The 18,006-nt window shown below is 59.7% G+C and carries 15 protein-coding genes; 4 read left to right on the plus strand and 11 right to left on the minus strand.

Annotated features, from left to right (window positions below; genetic code table 11):
- Nucleotides 1-239: 239 nt before the first annotated feature.
- From AS89_RS0106905 to AS89_RS0106915, 3 genes are all read left to right on the plus strand, one after another.
- Nucleotides 240-1,145 (plus strand): bile acid:sodium symporter family protein, encoded by a 906-nt coding sequence (locus tag AS89_RS0106905; RefSeq protein WP_010131751.1) that lies wholly within the window; start codon nt 240-242, stop codon nt 1,143-1,145.
- Between the two features lie 167 nt (nt 1,146-1,312).
- The gene (locus tag AS89_RS0106910; RefSeq protein ID WP_010131752.1) at nt 1,313-1,981 is read left to right on the plus strand and encodes a cupin domain-containing protein; all 669 of its coding nucleotides are present in this window, start codon (nt 1,313-1,315) and stop codon (nt 1,979-1,981) included.
- Between the two features lie 396 nt (nt 1,982-2,377).
- Nucleotides 2,378-4,780: a penicillin acylase family protein gene (locus AS89_RS0106915; RefSeq protein ID WP_010131753.1), complete on the plus strand. Its 2,403-nt coding sequence runs from the start codon at nt 2,378-2,380 to the stop codon at nt 4,778-4,780.
- A 117-nt stretch (nt 4,781-4,897) separates the two neighbouring features.
- Here AS89_RS0106915 and parE read toward each other — a convergent pair whose 3' ends face one another.
- The 11 genes from parE to AS89_RS0106970 all read right to left on the minus strand — a co-directional run bounded on the left by parE (nt 4,898) and on the right by AS89_RS0106970 (nt 16,014).
- Nucleotides 4,898-6,784, minus strand: a complete 1,887-nt coding sequence (parE, locus tag AS89_RS0106920) for a DNA topoisomerase IV subunit B (RefSeq protein WP_010131754.1) — start codon at nt 6,782-6,784, stop codon at nt 4,898-4,900.
- Between the two features lie 76 nt (nt 6,785-6,860).
- Nucleotides 6,861-7,538, minus strand: a complete 678-nt coding sequence (locus AS89_RS0106925) for a YqiA/YcfP family alpha/beta fold hydrolase (RefSeq protein WP_010131755.1) — start codon at nt 7,536-7,538, stop codon at nt 6,861-6,863.
- 8 nt (nt 7,539-7,546) lie between these two features.
- Entirely contained in the window at nt 7,547-8,206 is a 660-nt protein-coding gene (locus tag AS89_RS0106930) for a hypothetical protein (RefSeq protein WP_010131757.1), read from the minus strand.
- A gap of 210 nt (nt 8,207-8,416) precedes the next feature.
- Entirely contained in the window at nt 8,417-9,220 is an 804-nt protein-coding gene (locus tag AS89_RS0106935) for a metallophosphoesterase (protein ID WP_010131758.1), read from the minus strand.
- A gap of 63 nt (nt 9,221-9,283) precedes the next feature.
- Nucleotides 9,284-9,883 (minus strand): DUF1249 domain-containing protein, encoded by a 600-nt coding sequence (locus AS89_RS0106940; protein ID WP_010131759.1) that lies wholly within the window; start codon nt 9,881-9,883, stop codon nt 9,284-9,286.
- Nucleotides 9,884-10,142: 259 nt separating this feature from the next.
- Nucleotides 10,143-10,766, minus strand: a complete 624-nt coding sequence (locus AS89_RS0106945) for an NUDIX domain-containing protein (RefSeq protein ID WP_010131760.1) — start codon at nt 10,764-10,766, stop codon at nt 10,143-10,145.
- A 34-nt stretch (nt 10,767-10,800) separates the two neighbouring features.
- A complete protein-coding gene (locus AS89_RS0106950) occupies nt 10,801-11,367 on the minus strand; it encodes a DUF4136 domain-containing protein (protein ID WP_010131761.1) in 567 nt (188 codons plus the stop codon).
- A 104-nt stretch (nt 11,368-11,471) separates the two neighbouring features.
- Nucleotides 11,472-12,035 carry a DUF4136 domain-containing protein gene (locus AS89_RS0106955; protein WP_010131762.1) on the minus strand — a complete coding sequence of 188 codons (564 nt, stop codon included), beginning with the start codon at nt 12,033-12,035 and terminating at the stop codon, nt 11,472-11,474.
- Nucleotides 12,036-12,118: 83 nt separating this feature from the next.
- Nucleotides 12,119-14,482, minus strand: a complete 2,364-nt coding sequence (locus AS89_RS0106960) for a PqiB family protein (protein WP_010131763.1) — start codon at nt 14,480-14,482, stop codon at nt 12,119-12,121.
- A 42-nt stretch (nt 14,483-14,524) separates the two neighbouring features.
- Nucleotides 14,525-15,193, minus strand: a complete 669-nt coding sequence (locus AS89_RS0106965) for a paraquat-inducible protein A (RefSeq protein ID WP_237709646.1) — start codon at nt 15,191-15,193, stop codon at nt 14,525-14,527.
- Nucleotides 15,190-16,014, minus strand: a complete 825-nt coding sequence (locus AS89_RS0106970) for a paraquat-inducible protein A (protein WP_237709647.1) — start codon at nt 16,012-16,014, stop codon at nt 15,190-15,192. The genes AS89_RS0106965 and AS89_RS0106970 overlap by 4 nt, the downstream gene beginning before the upstream one ends.
- A 444-nt stretch (nt 16,015-16,458) precedes the next feature.
- On the opposite strand from AS89_RS0106970, the gene AS89_RS0106975 reads away from it, so the two are divergent.
- The gene (locus tag AS89_RS0106975) at nt 16,459-17,988 is read left to right on the plus strand and encodes a TolC family outer membrane protein (protein ID WP_010131767.1); all 1,530 of its coding nucleotides are present in this window, start codon (nt 16,459-16,461) and stop codon (nt 17,986-17,988) included.
- Nucleotides 17,989-18,006: the final 18 nt, after the last annotated feature.

An 18,006-nucleotide genomic window follows, 5' to 3' on the forward strand; every position in this document is an offset into this window, starting at 1 on the left:
GGCCAGCCGCGGCACTATACCACAGCACGGCAGACTGCCTAGTTTTAAATTTACCCGCGCCCGCGGTTAATCCTTAGGGAAAGTGGGGTTAATTTGTTGGGCAGCCAGCGGAACTCCCGCGGGTTGAGAAACCGTTGACATTGTCGCCGCCAGAGGGTTTTCTAGGAAACGCCAAGCGATAAAACACGCTTTTCTGGGCTATACCTAACAACAGCTAATAATAATTTCCGGAGCACCCCATGGAATCGAGCCCCCTTATCTCTATCGGCCTGCCGATCTCACTATTCATCATCATGATCGGTATTGGCATGACCCTGACAGCGCGGGATTTTCACCAGGTTACCGTCAAACCTGGCGGGCTGATTCTCGGCAGCATCACCCAGATTCTCTTGATGCCAGCCATCGCCTTTGCACTGGCCTGGGCGCTCACACTGCCGCCGGCCATGGCGGTGGGCCTGGTTATCATCGCAGCCTGCCCCGGCGGCACCACTTCCAACCTGTTTACCATGCTGGCGCGCGGCAATGTCGCACTGTCCATCGTACTCACCATTTCTGCTAGCCTGATTACCATCATGACGATACCGGTATTCGCCAACTACGCACTGCAACTGTATTACGGCGCGCAACAGGAAATTGCGCTGCCGTTCGCGCGTACCGTGCTGATGCTGTCTGCAATCGTGCTGCTGCCGGTTGCCATCGGTATGACCGTAAAGGCATTGCGCCCCGCATTTGCGGAGCGTGCTGAGGGCTTTGTGAGTATCTTTGGCGGGCTGGTGCTGGTGTTGCTGGTTGTGGGCATCGTATACGGCGTGCGCGACCGTTTCTTCGACCTGATGGCGCAGGCCGGCCCGGCAACCATTGCCCTGAACTTACTGGGTATCGCACTGGGCTTCCTGAGCGCGAAGCTGGTGGGCCTGGGTAAGCGCGAAGGACTGGCAATCGCCACCGAACTGGGGATCAAAAACGGCACTCTGGGCCTGATGGTGACGCTGACGCTGATGCACTCCGATGAAATGTCGGTACCGTCGGCCATCTACGGGGTCATCATGTTCCCGATCGGATTTATGCTGGTGGCTTATGGACGCCGCGTGGTTAAGCAGAGTGAAGCAACTGGCACTTACGAAGACCGGCTCAACCCCACCTGAAAATTCGCGAAGGTTGACCGGGTAAGGGGTAAGGAGCCGGCTTGTGGACGCAACAACAATGATCCAGCGGGCTTCTTTCAATCCAGCAGCGTCCTAAAATCCAGCCGGCACCTTTGCGCGTATCACCTCCGATTCGCCAAGCACACTTGAGGATTCAGGCATCTATTATGACAACGCGCATTAACGGCGACTTTTCCCAAAGAGTGGTAGTCCGCCCGCAGCAGTATGATTGGGTGGCATCGCCGATGCCCGGTGTGGAACGCATGATGCTGGACCGGATTGGTGATGAAGTTGCCCGAGCCACCTCGCTCGTGCGCTACGCGCCCAACAGTGCATTCTCACCCCACGTCCATGGAGGGGGTGAAGAATTCCTGGTACTGGAAGGCGTCTTCTCCGATGAGCACCGGAACTATGGCAAAGGCAGTTACGTACGCAACCCAATCGGCACCTCCCACACCCCGAAAATTGGCGAAGAGGGCGCGACCATTTTCGTCAAGCTGCATCAATTCGACGAAGCCGACACAGAACAGAAGGTCATCGATACCACTACCCAGCCCTGGCTGCCGGGGCTAGTCAGCGGACTGCAAGTTATGCCACTGCATGAGCACGGCACCGAGCGTGTCGCGCTGGTAAAGTGGGCGCCCAATACGCAATTCAATAGTCACCAACACTGGGGCGGTGAAGAAATTTTCGTAATAGAGGGCACCTTTTACGACGAGCACGGCAGCTATCCGGCGGGCTCCTGGTTGCGCAGCCCGCACTTCAGTCGGCATACCCCGTTTACCAAAGAAGACGGTGCACTAATTTATGTGAAGACCGGCCACCTGCCAGCTTGAGCAGGAAAACGTTCAGTGCACGACCGCCGTAAATGGACGTAGGTGACAGCACAGAAACACTCACCTTCGTCGGTTTTCCAATCCTCGCCGCCTTCCCTCTTTCCTCTTTATCCGCCGGCGTGGTTGCCCACCAGCTGCCCTTATCCCCGCCCCTCCTCAACGCAGAGAGTGCGCGCGGCAAAGGTCAATCAAAAACCCATTCAAAACCAACCAAAAACCTGACTTTTCGGTCGAAAAATTCAGAGCGGAGTCCGCTGTGCTGCACACCTTTTCGGTTAGTACCCGACATGACCTCACAGTAATCCACCGTGCTGCTTGTGGCCACCCAGTCGCAGGCAGCTGAAAAAAAAATAGTGATATGATCAGCGCGCACAACACAAATAATTAGGTTTCCACATGCCACGTTGGTTGAAGCAGCTTGCCGCTGCAGTATTCATTTTGGTGCTTGCGCTCGGCACCTTTCTCACCTTTACCCTGCGCGCGAGCCTGCCAACACTCGACGGCGAGATTGCGGTGAGTTCAGGCCTCAACGCCCCGGCGACACTGGCGCGTGACGACAAGGGCATCGCGGTAATTACCGCAGCCAACCGTCTGGATGCGGCCTATGCGATGGGCTTTGCCCACGGCCAGGACCGTTTTTTCCAGATGGACCTGGCATCCCGGCTCGCCAGCGGTGAACTTGCAGAGCTGTTTGGCAGCATCGCGCTGGATGCCGATAAAAAGTATCGCGTGCACCAGCTGCGCCGCCGCGCCAATGAAGCCCTCGCGCAGATTCCTGCCGAGGAGCGCGCCATTCTGGATATCTACGCCGAAGGCGTGAATGCCGGCCTCGCCAGCCTCGGCAGCAAGCCCTTCGAATATCACTTGTTACGTGTCGAGCCCAAGCCGTGGTCTCCCACCGAATCCATGCTGGTGTCCATGTCGATGTTCATCCAGATGACCGGCAAGCTGGCGCAATCGGATTACGCCCGCGATCTGCTGCTGCGCGCCGGTGGTGAAACCCTACTGGAATTCATCCAGCCCCAGGGTACCCAGTGGGATACCGCCATTGATGGCACCAGGTATGCGACCCCGGCAATCCCATCCGAGGCCACCTTTGCGATTAACGGCGCGAGCGCGCCCAGCGAAACCAACGAGCTGGCCGGTGTCTCTCCCGAACCTGGCCCTATGAATGGCTCCAACAGCTGGGCCATCAGCGGTGCCAAGACCAGCCACGGTGGTGCACTGCTGTCCAACGACCCGCACCTTGGTATGGCCATTCCGCATATCTGGTACCGCGTGCAGCTCAATTACACCAGTCCCGCGGGCAACGCGGTGCACATGAACGGGGTGAGCTTCCCCGGTATGCCCGCCATGGCCATCGGCACCAATGGCAAAGTTGCCTGGAGCATGACCAACTCGGCGGGTGATTGGGCTGATTACATCGTGCTGGAACACGATGAAACCCACTATGAAGCGCCCCAGGGCCGCCAGCCATTTGATCGTCAGACCGAAACCATCCGCGTCAAGGGCGAAAAGTCGGTAACGCTGGAGATCGACAACACCATCTGGGGCCCAGCCGTTACTTTGCAAGATGGGCAACGTGCGGCCTATCGCTGGCTGGTACAGTATGCGGAAGCACTGAACCCGCTGCCGTTCCTGAATCTGGACGACGCGGTGACCGCGGCCGAGGCTGCGGATATCGCCCACCGCTCCGGCATCAGCCCGTTCAACTTTGTGGTTGCGGACAGCGCAGGTGAAATCCTGTGGACCATCCTTGGCCGTATCCCCGAGCGCGGCAGTGTGCCCAGTGAGCGCCTGGTGCCCTGGCAGCAGGTAGACGACACTTGGCGCGGCTGGTTGCAGCCGGCGGACTATCCGATGATTACCAGTAAACAGCTGGATTACATCTGGACCGCCAACAACCGTATTGTCGGTGACAAGATGCGTGACCAGATCGGACGCGGCACCTATGCCCTGGGTACCCGCGGCTGGTTGATCGAGCAGGACCTGATCGCTACCGAGCAATTCGATGAACTGCGCATGACCGAAATGCTGCAAAACAATCGGGCGGAAACCGTTTCCGGCTGGCGCGACCACCTGCTCGACTGGATGGAGCCACTCACGGACCTGTCCGCAGACGAGCACAGTGCCCTGACCGCACTCACCGACTGGACCGCGCGGGCAGCCGTCGACGATGTTGGTTACACCGTGGCACGGGAATACCAGCGCGAGTTCACCCGAGCCATGAACCGCGCCCTGCAGGAAACCCTGGTAAATAACGAAGTGATCTCTGCGGAACACGACGAGGTGTGGCTGTTCAACAGTAACAGTGAGGGCGCCCTGGCGAAGATCCGCGACCAGCAGCCGACGCACTGGCTGCCGCAAGGCTTTGACAACTGGCTCGCGTTCCAGCGCGTGGTGTTGCAATCGGTACTGGCCGACCTGGTTGAAAAACACGGCGCGCTGGCGCAGGCAAACTGGGGCAAACACAATGCGCTGCAAATGCACCACCCGCTGGCCTCGGCGCTGCCTGGGTTCCTGGGCGAGCGGCTGAATATGCCAGCGAGTGAACAGGCCGGTGACAGCTACATGCCACTGGCCCAGCGACCCAAGCACGGCCAGTCCATGCGCTTCGTGGTAAGCCCGGGTAAAGAGCAGGACGGTTTCCTGATTATGCCCGGCGGCCAGAGTGGCCACCCTCTTTCCGATTTTTACAGCGCCGGCCACGCCGACTGGGTCAATGCAGAAAACACCCCGCTGCTGCCGGGCGCGGTGATTCACACGCTGACGCTTTCGCCACAATATTCGCCACAATAATGGGAAGCTAAACCTACATTGGTTTTTGATCGATCAAAATGAAAAAGCCCCGCTAAGCGGGGCTTTTTTTTGGGTAACGTTTTCGAAAAATTCTCTCAAGTAACGTTTTTAAGCAACTTAGCCGACTTCGGCAAGATTGCCTTTGCTTTCCAGCCACTGTTTGCGATCGCTCGCACGCTTTTTCGCCAGCAGCATATCCAGCAACTGGTTGCTGTCATCGCCGGGCTCAATAAACAGCTGCACCAGTCGACGGGTATTCGGGTCCATGGTGGTTTCGCGCAGCTGCAGCGGGTTCATCTCACCCAAGCCCTTGAATCGTGTTACCTGGATCTTGCCTTTCTTTTTCTCTGCGGCAATGCGGTCGAGAATGCCCTGGCGCTCGGCATCATCCAGCGCGTAGTAGACGTCCTTGCCGATATCGATACGGAACAGTGGTGGCATCGCCACGTACACATGGCCGGCAGTAATCAGCGGGCGGAAGTGGCGCAGGAACAGCGCACACAACAGGGTGGCAATGTGCAGGCCGTCGGAGTCCGCATCGGCGAGGATACAGATTTTGTTGTAGCGCAAACCCTCGAGGTTATCGCTACCCGGGTCCACCCCGAGAGCCACGGCGATATCGTGCACTTCCTGGCTGGCGAGGATTTCACTGGAGTCTACCTCCCAGGTATTCAGGATCTTACCGCGCAGCGGCATGATCGCCTGGAACTCGCGATCCCGCGCCTGCTTGGCGGAACCACCCGCAGAGTCACCCTCTACCAGGAAAAGTTCGGAGCGACTGGTGTCGCCGCTGGAACAATCGGCGAGCTTGCCCGGCAGTGCAGGGCCCGAAGTCACTTTCTTGCGCGCGACTTTTTTCGCCGAGCGCAAACGTTTCTGTGCATTGCTAATGCACAGCTCGGCGAGCTTGTCGCCGTCTTCGGTGTGCTGGTTCAGCCACAGGCCAAACGCATCTTTGGCCACCCCGGAGATAAATGCGGTGGCTTCACGGGAACTCAGGCGCTCCTTGGTCTGCCCGGAAAACTGCGGGTCGGCCAGCTTGGCAGAAAGCACGTAAGAACACTGGTTCCAGATATCTTCCGGGCCCAGTTTTACCCCGCGGGGTAACAGGTTGCGGATTTCGCAGTACTCGCGCATGGCATCCAGCAGGCCTGCACGCAGGCCATTTACGTGGGTACCACCCTGCGCGGTTGGAATCAGGTTCACATAGGATTCGGCGGTTACCTCGCCGCCTTCCGGCAGCCACTGCACTGCCCAATCGGCCGCTTCGGTTTCCGCGGCGAAGTTGCCTACGAACGGCTCTGCCGGCAGTACTTCCCAGCCCTGGTTTGCCGCAGCCAGGTAATCCTTGAGGCCATCCTCATAAAACCACTGGTCGGACTCGCCATCCTGTTCATTGATGAAGGTAACGCTGAGACCGGGGCAAAGTACCGCTTTGGCGCGCAGCAGATGGCGCAGGCGCGGTACCGAGAACTTGAAAGAATCAAAATACTTGGGGTCCGGCAGGAAACGCACGCTGGTGCCGGTGGTGCGTTTACCGCACTCGCCCACCACTTCCAAATCAGAGGCTTTGTCACCGTCCTGGAAGCCAATGCGGTGAATCTTGCCATCGCGCTGGATGGTAACTTCCAGCACCTTGGACAGCGCATTTACCACGGACACACCCACGCCGTGCAGGCCGCCAGAGAACTGGTAGTTGTTGTTGGAGAATTTACCACCGGCGTGCAGCGTCGACAGGATCACCTCCACACCTGGGCGCCCCTGCTCCGGGTGGATATCCACGGGCATACCGCGGCCATCATCACTCACGGAGATGGAGTGGTCCTTGTGCAACACCACTTCAATTTTTTTCGCATGCCCGGCGAGGGCTTCATCGACACTGTTGTCGATCACTTCCTGGGCGAGGTGGTTGGGACGGGTGGTTTCGGTATACATCCCCGGGCGCTTTTTCACCGGGTCGAGTCCCGTCAATACCTCGATATCTTCTGCGGAGTAATTGGCCATAGATTCTGTTCGCCGTGGCCGGCGCCTACTGCTTGGGTGTTGTTATGGGTTTTGTTACAGGTTCAAAAAAATGTCGTCAGCGATCTGCAAACAGGAAATCTACCAGCGGAGCCATATAACGATCAAATCCCTGAAAACTGTGATCGCCCTGACCCTCGACCGTCTGGCGCTGGCCCAGGTAAAACTGCTCGGCCTCGGCGCAGTCCAGTGTCTCGTCACCGCGCTGCGCAAGCAACCAGTAACGCCCGCCCAAGGTAGCGGGAATTTGCGCCTCCAGGCGCTGCATATTATCCACATCTTGCCGCCGCAACCGATAGGTGAAGTCCTCACCGCTATACGGCTTCAGGTCCTGGCCGACATAGTCCGGCATAAAGCGCGATGGTGTCACCGCGGGGTTTACCACCACCGCCGGCAACCTGTGCTGTTCTGCCAGCCAGGTGCTCCAGAAACCGCCCATGGAACTACCCACAAGACCAATTGGGCCCCGATGTTGCGCAGTGAAATCTGCCACGGCCTTGCCGAGCGCAGCCGCGGCCTGGTCCGGATAGGGCGAAATCAACGGCGCGTAGAACACGATTTCCGGACGGTTAGCCTGCAGCCACTGTTTCAGCTGCTGACATTTGAACGACTGCGGTGAAGACAGGAACCCGTGCAGGTATATAAGCAGCGGGCGATCTTGGCTGGATTGAGTATCAGATTGCGACATGCGGGGGATTATAACGATGCCGCCGGCAGATGCACCGGCGGCAGTCATCAGATGCCTCAGCGCAGGGACTCGTTCAGGCTGGCAAAGGCACGACGCAGGTCCACGCGCATGTCGCTCCAGAAGGTCACGTTGTTAAAGCGCTCAAGGCGCCCATGCGGGCCGAGGCTGCCAAAGTTCTCGCCGATGTCCCGGCGATCACTAAAACGCATCACTGGGTTGCCATTCGTATCGGTCAACTCGCCGGACAGCACACCGTGCGCACTCTGGGTAGTGTAACTGCGCCATGGCGATACCATCGGGTCGATGGGTGCACCAAGGGCGAAGCGGCTCAGGTCCAGCTGCATCACATAATCGGCTTCGGCACGGTCGGCAACCAGCTCACTCTGGCGAGGCTGTAGGAAGCGCTCGCTCAGGGTTTCGCCCAGCAATGCCTGCAACTTGACCAAATCTTTATTGCGCAGCTCGTAGTCCTTTGGGCGCAGCGGAGAACCTGCAGATGGGGAGCGCCTGGTGTACTCCACCGCAACCGGCTCCAGGTAAACCTTGGCACCGCTCAGATCGAAGGCAAACGCCGCACTGACACTATCGAGGCCGGTTTTGCGTGGGACAAGGCCGTCCTGCTCATCGGACGGTGACGCAACCGGGGTTTGCACACAACCGGCAACCAATACCGCGGCAGCCAACAGGGAGAGAGTGTAGGGAGAACGTTTCTGCATGGTGACCTCACTTCCTGATGAATGTGTTGGGGTTGCAGTGCCCACCGCTCGTCACCAGAGGCAGACCAGCAGCTTCACCGCGCGAATCCGGTACCACCAAACCGCGAATTCAGGTGCCATTTTATAATAGACAGCCGGCGGTGTAGTCATCAACGCGCGGTTAAGAAGCGCAAAGGGGGGAATATTCTGTGCGCGTGCACAAACGCCGGATCAGTACCCCGAAGAGGCCAGATCAACACTGTATTCGGCGATAGCCACCCGTTCCACGCCGGTTTCATAGCTGCCGTCCTGATGCAGGTCGAACCAGCGGTAACCGGGCATCTGGTCGTCCACCGCAAACGGGCCGCTACCCGGGGTGAACTGTACCGAGGTGGAGGGCGTTGCATGCAGGCCGACGCTGCCGAGATGGTTGTCGTACTGCTGATGGACGTGCCCCCAAGTGATCGCGCGCACATTCTGCGCGTTGCGCACCAGCTCGATAAAGGCATCACACCCGTCGCGCAGCATATGGCCATCGATCCAGTGGCTTCCCACCGGTACCGGCTGGTGATGCATCATCAGCAGCAGGTGGGAGTCGCTGTGACTGGCAATCAGCTGTTCGATACGGTCGAGTTCTTCCGCACTGAAGCCACCACAGATTTGCCCGGGCACACTGGTGTCGAGCAACAGCAAACGCCAGTTGCCAAGCTCAACGACTTCCGGACGGCGCTGAGGTGCCAGTTGGTCCATGCGCTGCGGGTTGTCGTGGTTGCCGGGGATCCAGTACCAGGGTGCGGTAGCCCGCTGCATCTTGTGCAGAAAGCGGCGGTACGCGGCCTCGGAGCTGTTGGCGGACACATCGCCGGTCACCACCATCACTTCAGGCGGCACGGCACCGCCCTCAAGAACCGAGAGCACCTCGTCCAGGGTGTGGCCGGTATCCAGACCGAGCAACTGATAGTCAGGCCGGCCGCCAATATGGGGGTCGGTAATCTGGATCAGTCGATGTACTGCTGTTTCTGGATGGTTACTCACTTTCTCACCTTGCCAATACGTCCGTGTGTGCCGGCTATTCCTTTTGCTATACGGCAGCCCTGCTTACTCGGACTTGCCGTTAATACCCGCTGGCAGCGTAAATTCCGCACGGGCATTTGCCAGGCAGTGGGCCAACCATTCACTTAAATAGCGGTTGACCTGTTGGCGTTCATCTTCGTTATGCATGGCCGGATTGGGATAACGGAAGTTCAATCCATCACCCCCAACCGGCCCTTGTCCATTTACCGCGACCACTTCCGCCATGCGCGCATCGTGATACAAGCGCACGGTAATCGGGGGCGGAGTTAACCAGCCAGAGCCTTCCGTACCTGTAGCACCTTTAGCTCCTTTAGCTCCTTTAGCCCCGCCAGCTCGATCGCCCGGCGCCACATTCGAGGCGCGCAGGCAGACTTCGGTGGTGTAGCGGCTACGCTCCAGCACCGCCATTTCCAGGGTTCCCTGGGGCATCTGGTAGCGCCAGTTTTGATTGGTCGCGAGCTCCGGCATCAACTTGCACAGGCGCAGGTAGTTCGCGTCACAGTCTGCGTGGTAGGTGGTCAGATCTACGCAATAGCGCGCCCGTCCACCCCCTGCTTCCGCACCACGGGACTTGCCCCCCGGCGCCAAGGTTTGCGATCGGCCCGTATCTGCCGGTACTGCCATTATCGACACTCCTGTTGTGTTCACGCCGTGACTTAGCTCTCAATTTGTCTGCGACAAAGGTAAATTACAGCTAACTCACCATCGGCCTGGGCAAAAACCACTCAAGGCGCCACCAGTGCGCCTCGCAGCCATCGTTTCGTCAGGCTAGAAAGTGACCATTCACTAGCTTGGCAGCTTACGCCACGACTCGCTATTAGAGATTCGCTATCGATCCCTGCCGGTGCAACTGTGACCAAAAAGGCAGGCTGATTCTCATCACTCAGCGCAACCGCTCCCGATTGAGCTGCAACCACTGCAGGCTGATGATGCTGGCCGCGTTATCAATGGCACTGTCGCCACTGTCTACCGCCGCCATCACGGTCTCCAGCGGAAACACCCGCAGACGAATGTCCTCGTGCTCATCGGCCAACCCAAACAAACCCTCGCTGTTGCGCAGGTCTGCGCAGGCACAGAACAGGTGCATGCGCTCACAGGTACCGCCAGGACTCGGCAGGTAGCTGCGGATAAAGTGCAACTCCTGTGCGGTGACTCCCGCCTCCTCCTGCAACTCGCGGCGGGCCACGTCTTCCAGTGACTCGCCCTCTTCCACCATGCCCGCAACCACTTCCAGGCACCATGGCCCCGCTTCGCGCTCCAGCGCGCCAACCCGGAACTGTTCCGCCAACGCCACCAGCTGGTGCGCGGGGTCATACAGCAGCACACCCACGGCATCGCCGCGCACAAACAGCTCCCGCTCCATTTCACTGCCCCAGCCACCGCGAAAAAGGCGGTGGCGCAGGCGCAGCTTGTCCAGCTTGAAAAAGCCGTTGTACGCGCTTTTACGCTCAACGATGTCCACTGCACCCCGGGTAAACTGCGGGCGCAGGTGCTTGTTATCACTCATTCAGTGCGTTCCTTAAACATACCCACGATGCGGATCAGTCGTACCCGACATCCGTGTAAGGAGGGAAGCGCGCGAGAATCTGACCAGCTTCTTCACGCAGGCGGAACAGTTGCTGCTCCGGGGCCTGGTGTCGACCGGCACTTGAGGGCATGGACCCTCGCCACAACGGCGCATTTTCTGGGGACAGCACATCCACGATCAGCGTGGTCTCGCGGTATTCGCGCACGCGCAGGGGCGGGCGCCAGCCGAAGCCAAAATAGCCATAGCCGCCATAGAGGGAGAAGGGATCTTCATGTACCGCAACTTTATCGGCACTGAATAACTGCACCCGCACCAGAAAATCTGCGCTCTCGGCGCTGTCGGCGGGCTGGTAGCGCCCTTTCAGCACATCGTTCACCGCCTGGCTGGCACGCTTGCTTTCAAATGGCGAGACCGGGCCATTGGCGAGGGTATCCAGCAGGTGGTAGCTGCGCAGATTGGCAAACTTGAAATTGGGGTCGTAGTCGACCGCCACCGGATTGGGGGCAGCACAACCCCCAAGAATCAGGGCAGCGATCAGCCCCCAAGTGGCTGTCTTGAGAATTTTTTGCAATGAAGCCATGTCATCTCCCGATTGTTCAGTGAGAGTACCGGCGTCCTTGCCGAAACGTTATTGGAATTGGATGTGGGCAAATGCTAGCGCAAGCCGCTGGATTGTATTGCTAATCAGGCCGCGGGCGGCAGGTCCCTGAGCAATTCGCCGACCGCATTGTTCAGAATCCGCTGGCGCTCCCCTTTGTCCTCCGGGCGCGCCATCAGCTTGGTGGCACTGCCACCCCAAATCGGCATGCCATTTTGCGGGCCGATACCCACAGACAGGGTCACGCGCGGCGCGCCGCTGCGGTCTGGCAGTTCCACCACGCCGCGCTGGGCGTTGCTGTCAAACTGGGCATCCCAGCTTTCGTTCTTGTCGTCGCTGGCGAACTCCTCATCCACCACCGCAACCTGGTAGTCCACCACCATTTGCGCATCTCCGGGCCGCGCGACCTGGAGGTAACCTTTCCGTTGCATCAGCGCACTCACCGCCTGGCGCAACTCAGTATCCAGCTCAACCAGCTGTGCCGGCGCGCCAGAGTCGGCACTCAGGGCTTCGGTACCCCAGGCGTACGTTTGGAAACTCACCGGGGCTGCTTGCGGCTGGATACGCTCAATCTTGGTAGGCGTGCCGCAGCCGGCGAGCCCAACCAACAGAGACAAGCCGATCAACAGGTTGGAAATGGTGTTGCGCATCGATTCTTCCTTACAAACATTTTTAGATACGTTGCCAGACCCGGGCTTGGATCCATGTTCAGCGTGCGAGGTTGCCACTGCGGCTATTTAAAGCTGCTTTGCAGGTCCGGGTACAGCTCGATTTTGGGGCTCCACAGCAGCCACTCATCTTCGGGTTTGCCGTACAGCGGATAGTGGCTGCCAGATTCTACCTCACGCCCCATTTCCGGGTTATTGGGGGTAGCGAAGGCTATGCCACCGGCCAGCAGTGCCTGGGTGGATTCGGTGTGTACATCGAGCCCAGTCCGCAGGCCGAAATTCACGTCTACGCCGCTGGCATTCCAGAACCGCGAGTGCTCGCGCACCAGCGTGCGGAAATGCGGCTCAATATAAACATAGATGTAAACCCGGTCTGCCAGTTCCCCGAGCTGGTAGCCGGTGACCTGGCCCACCTGCACCTGGCGGTAATACACCGGGCTGCCGCGCTTGAGCGAGCCGCGTCGCGGCGCATTCAGGATCAGTGCCAAGCCGGGCATCATCATGGTATCCGCCAGGTCCGGCTCGGGCTTGGCGGACATAGCAACAAATTCGGTCTGCGGGTCGTTGCCGGTGCCCGGCTCTAGCTCGAGGTAGGGGCCGGTCACCAGGGTTTCCAGATTACTCACCCCGTCGAGCCCCAGTTTCGGCCCCACCACCCAGACCCGGGTGCCAGTGCGTGCGAAGCGCTCGGCGCGCCGGTACAGGCGCGCCCGTGCACGCACACCATCCATTTCCAGGGTCAGGCGCATACGGGTAATCTCGCCCACCTGAATCCCGCGGTAGCGCAGTGGCGCCCCCACCTTCAGCCCCTCATCGCCGTTGAGGTCGATATAGATATTGATCCCTTCTTCCTGCGCATCGTCGCGGCTGCGATAGAGGCGGAAGTTGTCTCCATTGCGGGCGCGCTCGGCGTTTTTACTGTGGTGAGGGCCAGTGCCAAAGGCGATACCGCCACGCACCACGGACAGCAGTGAGTCGGTTTCTACCTCAATGCCCTCCTGCAGGCTGGCGCTGGCACGCACCCCGCTGACATTCCAGAAGCGGCTGTCACTGTTGACCAGATGTGCGTAGGGCGGGTCGATCACGATGTATACCTCGACCCCGGAGCCGTCCGGCATCAGCGACATGCCCTGCACCTTGCCGACTTCCACCTGGCGGTAGTACACCGCGGCACCCCGTTGCAGCGAGCCGGTACTGCGCGCGGTCAGGGTGAGGTGTAGCCCCGGTGCGCGGGGATCCCGCTGAGGCGGTTCAGCCGCGGCGCTGAAGGTGCGCACCGAACGTTTGCCCTTGCGCAGATCCACTTCGATGCGATTGCCCTTGAGCAGGTCGTTGACCCCGGAGGTGAAATCCAGGGTTGGCGGCGCCAGCCAGAAGCGGGTGTTCTCGCTGAGCAGGTCATCGGTGATCGGGTCCATCAATACTTCAACCGACATCCCCTCGATATCGGGCTTGGCCTTGACCCGACTGACTTCGCCCACCTTGATACCCTCATAGATCACCTCGGTGGCACCTTCCGACAGGCTCACGCCGCGATCAAAGTTCAGAGTAATTGGAATACCGGCATCCGCCGCAGCAAAGCTTTTGTAGAGTTTGAAGGCGTTGCCATCCACCGCTTCTGGTGAGTGGCGCTGGGCGTCCGGGGTGTAAAAGCTGACCCCGCCGGCAATCAGCGACGCGAGGGATTCCAGCTCCACATTCACACCACCAATACCACCCTGGATGGAAATCCCCGAGGTGTTCCAGAAGCGGCTGCCGCGGCGCACCAGGTGTGCGTAGGGGCGGCGGATAAACAGGCTGATCTCCACTTCGCTGGCATCGTCGGTCAGCTGGTAGTTTTCAACTTTGCCCACTTCCAGCTGGCGGTAATACACCGGTGAACCGCGATTTAACGAGGCGAGGCGCGGGGATTTGAGAATAACGCGGAGCCCGTCACCGCGCACATAAGTGGGCGGTTCAGTGACGGCAACAAAGTGTCGCTGTGCAGGACCACTGCCCGGTTCAATAGCAATAAAGTTGCCGGATACCAGTGCTTCGAGGCCGCGCACCCCGGTGAGGGAGACCTCTGGCTTCACCAGCCAGAACTTGCTGCCGCGGGTCAGCAGGTAAGCGGCACTGTGGTTAAAGCGGACCTCGGCGATCACACCATCCTGCCCGTCCAGTTCCTTGGCGCTGGGCACCAGGCGGAAATCCTCGACCACGCCGATCTCCACCCCGGAGTACTTCACCACGGTTTTGCCCTTGACCAGGCCATCGCCGCTGGAAAACAGAATGGTCGCCTTGATGTCGCCCTGAGTGAAATCTTCGTACAGGAGCCAGACGGCAATCGCCGCGGCAATCAACGGCAACAGCCATACCAGCGAAATACCGCGACTGCGGCGCGCCACCCCTGCGGGCGGGACGTCGTAATCCACCGGTGATTCGCTCATCCAAACTCCCTGTACTTGCTCATTGGCTATTCAGCTATCGGGCTAAGGCTGCTGGTCCGCAGGCATCGCCTGTGTCGAAGACTCTGCCTGCTTCGACTCGTACACATCCCATACCAGGCGCGGATCAAACGCGCGCACCGCAAACATGGTAACAATCACCACGGTGGCAAATGCGGTGCTACCCGGCCCCGCAGCTACCTCGGCAATAGCCCCCATATCCACGAGCGCCACCAGAATCGAGATCATAAACAGGTCCAGCAGTGACCAGCGGCCAATGGCGCTCACCACCCGGTAAATCCGCATGGACTGGTGTGGTGGGACGTTGAGACCCAACTGTACCACCAGGCACAAAATCACCAGCCCCACCAGTTTCATCACCGGCACCGCGATGCTCGCGATAAACACGATCAGCGCAATCCCCCAGAAACCCGCGTGGTATAACTCGAACACGCCGGCAATGATCGTGCTGGGATCACCTGCGCCCAGGTAAATCACTGTCATCACCGGCAGCACATTCGCCGGGATCAACAACAGCGCGCCGGTTATGGTCAGCGCCCAGGTCAACATCAGGCTCGCCTCCACCCGACCCTGCATACGCGCGCCACAGCGGGGACAGAAACAGGTGTGGGTCTTGGGCTTCACCCGCACTAGCTGGCGACAGCCCAGACACGTCCAGAACCCATGAGACAGTGCGCGGGCGGGACGGTTCACGTGGTGCCCTGCCCCGAGCCCTGCCCCGAGTTCTGGTCAGGATCTTCGCCGGCACCCTCCTCGGGTTCCACTACCGGCTTGCGCGGGATCTGGGCACGGCGGGCAAGCCGTGCCCAGACGGTTTCGGCATCAAACGATACGGTGGTCGCACTGGAGATCACCATCATCGCGGCAAAGCAGTAGAGTCCGGGCTCTATTGTCATTTTCCCCAGATCCGACATCTTCACCAGCGCCACTAGAATCCCCAGCATATACACATCGAGCATTCCCCATTCCTGCAAATGGTGGTACCAGCGCAGCGCTTTTGCCACCGGTTTCGCCATACTGACCCAGGCGCTGCCCCAGCAGATAAAACCCAGCAGCAAAAACTTGCCTAACGGCGCCAGCACACTGCAGAACAACACAATCGAGGCGAGCCAGATATAGCCAGCGGCAAACAGCGACATAACCCCGTTCATCAGGGTGTTTTCGGCGCCAAATGAGAACAGCGAAAACTCGATCAGTGGCAGTGTTGCGGTGGGAATAAATAACAACAGTCCCGTCAGGCTCAACGCCGCGGTGTGTGCGACACTGCGATACATGTTGCGATGCAGCATTGCCCCACAACGAGGGCACTGCAGGCGCTGCCCTACCGGCGCATGGGAGCGCGTCAGCAGCAGGTCGCACTGATGGCAGGCCCGCTTCCAGGCCACCTGGTGCACTTCAGGCCGCTCTTGGTATTGAGAAGACTGCTCCATGTCCCGCCTATTTACGCCCTTGCTTCCAAGCCCTACTGCCACGCCGTTACTGATCGCCCATACTCGCCATCCCCCGGCCAGCATGTATGCCACCGACGCGCGGAGTTTTCACTAGCTCCTGCATCCAACTGCCGACATTGTCGCGTCAGAAGGAGCGGAAACGACGTATAGCCCGCTGAAAAGCTCGAATTTGGTCACTGGACGCACATTCGCGTCCGTTTAACGAAGATATACCAATTTGCCGGAGGCGTCGCCTCGACGCTCCCGCAGGCGAACGGTACACTCTCGCGACCGCAGACTCGAACTCCGTGCCAAAAGGAAAAATAGAGTACTGCGGCCGAAGCCAGCGCCGCCTTCAGAGCACAAAACAGACTGGCTCCAAATCCGATTTTTGCGCGTATATAGCAACACTCAGCGCAGAAGGTGGAGCGGGGTAACTCGCATTGCCGCACATGTGCGTTACCCAGTCGTCACTCGAGACGCCACCGAAAACTTGAAGACCGCAGCTGTCATAGGAAAGCAAACGTAATGACAAGAAGTGCAAAAGGGCCCATCGCTCGCAAATTGAGCCGCCCAATCAAATCCCTGCTCACCGCGACCATCCTGGGCCTGGGAACCGGCCTCAGCGCCGTGCAGGCGCAGGCCGATACCCTGTGGGAGATCTACCTGCAATCCCTGGATAACGATCCGCAACTGGCCGCCGACCGCGCCGCGTACCGCGCCGGCTTGGAAGCGAAAAACCTGGGCCGCTCCGCACTTTTGCCGCAGATCAATGCCAGCTCGGACTATCGGACTATCCGCACCAACTCCGAATCCATTGCACAAACCTGCCCCGATGGCACCCGCCTGTGCCCCAAGGAAGACCTGATTAACGGTATCGCAACTGGTGATACCGATATCGACAGCTTTAACTACGGTGCGCGCCTGGACCAGGCCCTTTTCGACCTGCCAGCCTGGTTCGGCTACAAGCAGGGCAAAGTGATCAGTGAGCAGGCAGCTGCTGAATTCAGCGCCGACCAGCAGGATATGATGCTGCGTGTGGCCAGCGCCTACTTCGATGTACTGCGCGCCCACGACGTACTGGATGCGGCCATTGCCGAGGAAGAGGCCCTGGCCAAACAGCTGGAACAGACCCAGCAGCGCTTTGAGGTGGGCCTTACGGCGATCACTGATGTCTACGACGCCCGCTCTGCCTATGACAGCTCTGTTGCCCGTCGCCTCACCGCGCAGGATGACCTGCTGAGCCGTTTCGATGCGCTGTCGGTGCTGACCGGCAAGGACCACGATGACGTGGCCCCGTTACAGGACACCTTTACCGTCGCGCCGCCCAATCCTACGGATCGCGCTGCGTGGGTGGAATTCGCACTGACCAACAACTTCACCCTGAAGGCCGCGCGCCTGCAGTCCGATGCCTCACGCTACAATGCCCGCGCAGCAGCGGCTGACCACCTGCCGACCCTGTACGGCTCGCTGGCGTACGACAAGCTCCATCGCGACGGCAACAGCTCCGGCGCCACCCGCTTCCCGGATTTCGACCCCTTCGACAGTGAGACCCCCGTCGACGAGGAGATCGAAACCAAGATTGCGGCCATCACCCTGGAAATGCCGATCTACTCCGGCGGCCGCCTGAGCGCCAGCCGTCGCGAAGCGCGCAACCTGGCCTTCCAGGCACAGGATCTGCGCAACCTGACCGAGCGCAACACCATCCAGAACACCCGCACCCTGCACCGCGCGGTGACCACCGACACCAGCCGGGTAGAAGCCCGCGAGCAGGCGGTAATCTCCGCGAAAAGCGCACTGGATGCGACCCAGGCCGGCTATGAGGTCGGTACCCGGAACATCGTGGATGTGCTGCTGGCACAGCGTACCCTGGCGCTCTCCCAGACCGATTACGCCAATGCGCTGTACGACTACATCCTGAACACACTCAACCTGAAGCTGGTGGCGGGCCTGCTGGGCCCGGATGACCTGCAGGAACTGGATGCCAGCCTGAACCCGAGCATGCCGGTATCCCGCGCGCACATCCTCGATAGCGGCGCCCCGGGCTTTAGCAAGTAAGCCGCACCAGGGCCCGCT

Origin of the sequence: Microbulbifer agarilyticus S89 (genome assembly GCF_000220505.1) — a bacterium.
Lineage (GTDB): Bacteria > Pseudomonadota > Gammaproteobacteria > Pseudomonadales > Cellvibrionaceae > Microbulbifer > Microbulbifer agarilyticus_B.

Coding starts and splice junctions, on each gene's coding strand:
- AS89_RS0106975 (WP_010131767.1), top strand. CDS start 16,459: ATGACAAGAAGTGCAAAAGGGCCCATCGCTCGCAAATTGAGCCGCCCA.
- AS89_RS0106955 (WP_010131762.1), bottom strand. CDS start 12,035: ATGCGCAACACCATTTCCAACCTGTTGATCGGCTTGTCTCTGTTGGTT.
- AS89_RS0106950 (WP_010131761.1), bottom strand. CDS start 11,367: ATGGCTTCATTGCAAAAAATTCTCAAGACAGCCACTTGGGGGCTGATC.
- AS89_RS0106910 (WP_010131752.1), top strand. CDS start 1,313: ATGACAACGCGCATTAACGGCGACTTTTCCCAAAGAGTGGTAGTCCGC.
- AS89_RS0106960 (WP_010131763.1), bottom strand. CDS start 14,482: ATGAGCGAATCACCGGTGGATTACGACGTCCCGCCCGCAGGGGTGGCG.
- AS89_RS0106970 (WP_237709647.1), bottom strand. CDS start 16,014: ATGCTGGCCGGGGGATGGCGAGTATGGGCGATCAGTAACGGCGTGGCA.
- AS89_RS0106940 (WP_010131759.1), bottom strand. CDS start 9,883: ATGGCAGTACCGGCAGATACGGGCCGATCGCAAACCTTGGCGCCGGGG.
- AS89_RS0106925 (WP_010131755.1), bottom strand. CDS start 7,538: ATGACTGCCGCCGGTGCATCTGCCGGCGGCATCGTTATAATCCCCCGC.
- parE (WP_010131754.1), bottom strand. CDS start 6,784: ATGGCCAATTACTCCGCAGAAGATATCGAGGTATTGACGGGACTCGAC.
- AS89_RS0106905 (WP_010131751.1), top strand. CDS start 240: ATGGAATCGAGCCCCCTTATCTCTATCGGCCTGCCGATCTCACTATTC.
- AS89_RS0106915 (WP_010131753.1), top strand. CDS start 2,378: ATGCCACGTTGGTTGAAGCAGCTTGCCGCTGCAGTATTCATTTTGGTG.
- AS89_RS0106945 (WP_010131760.1), bottom strand. CDS start 10,766: ATGAGTGATAACAAGCACCTGCGCCCGCAGTTTACCCGGGGTGCAGTG.
- AS89_RS0106930 (WP_010131757.1), bottom strand. CDS start 8,206: ATGCAGAAACGTTCTCCCTACACTCTCTCCCTGTTGGCTGCCGCGGTA.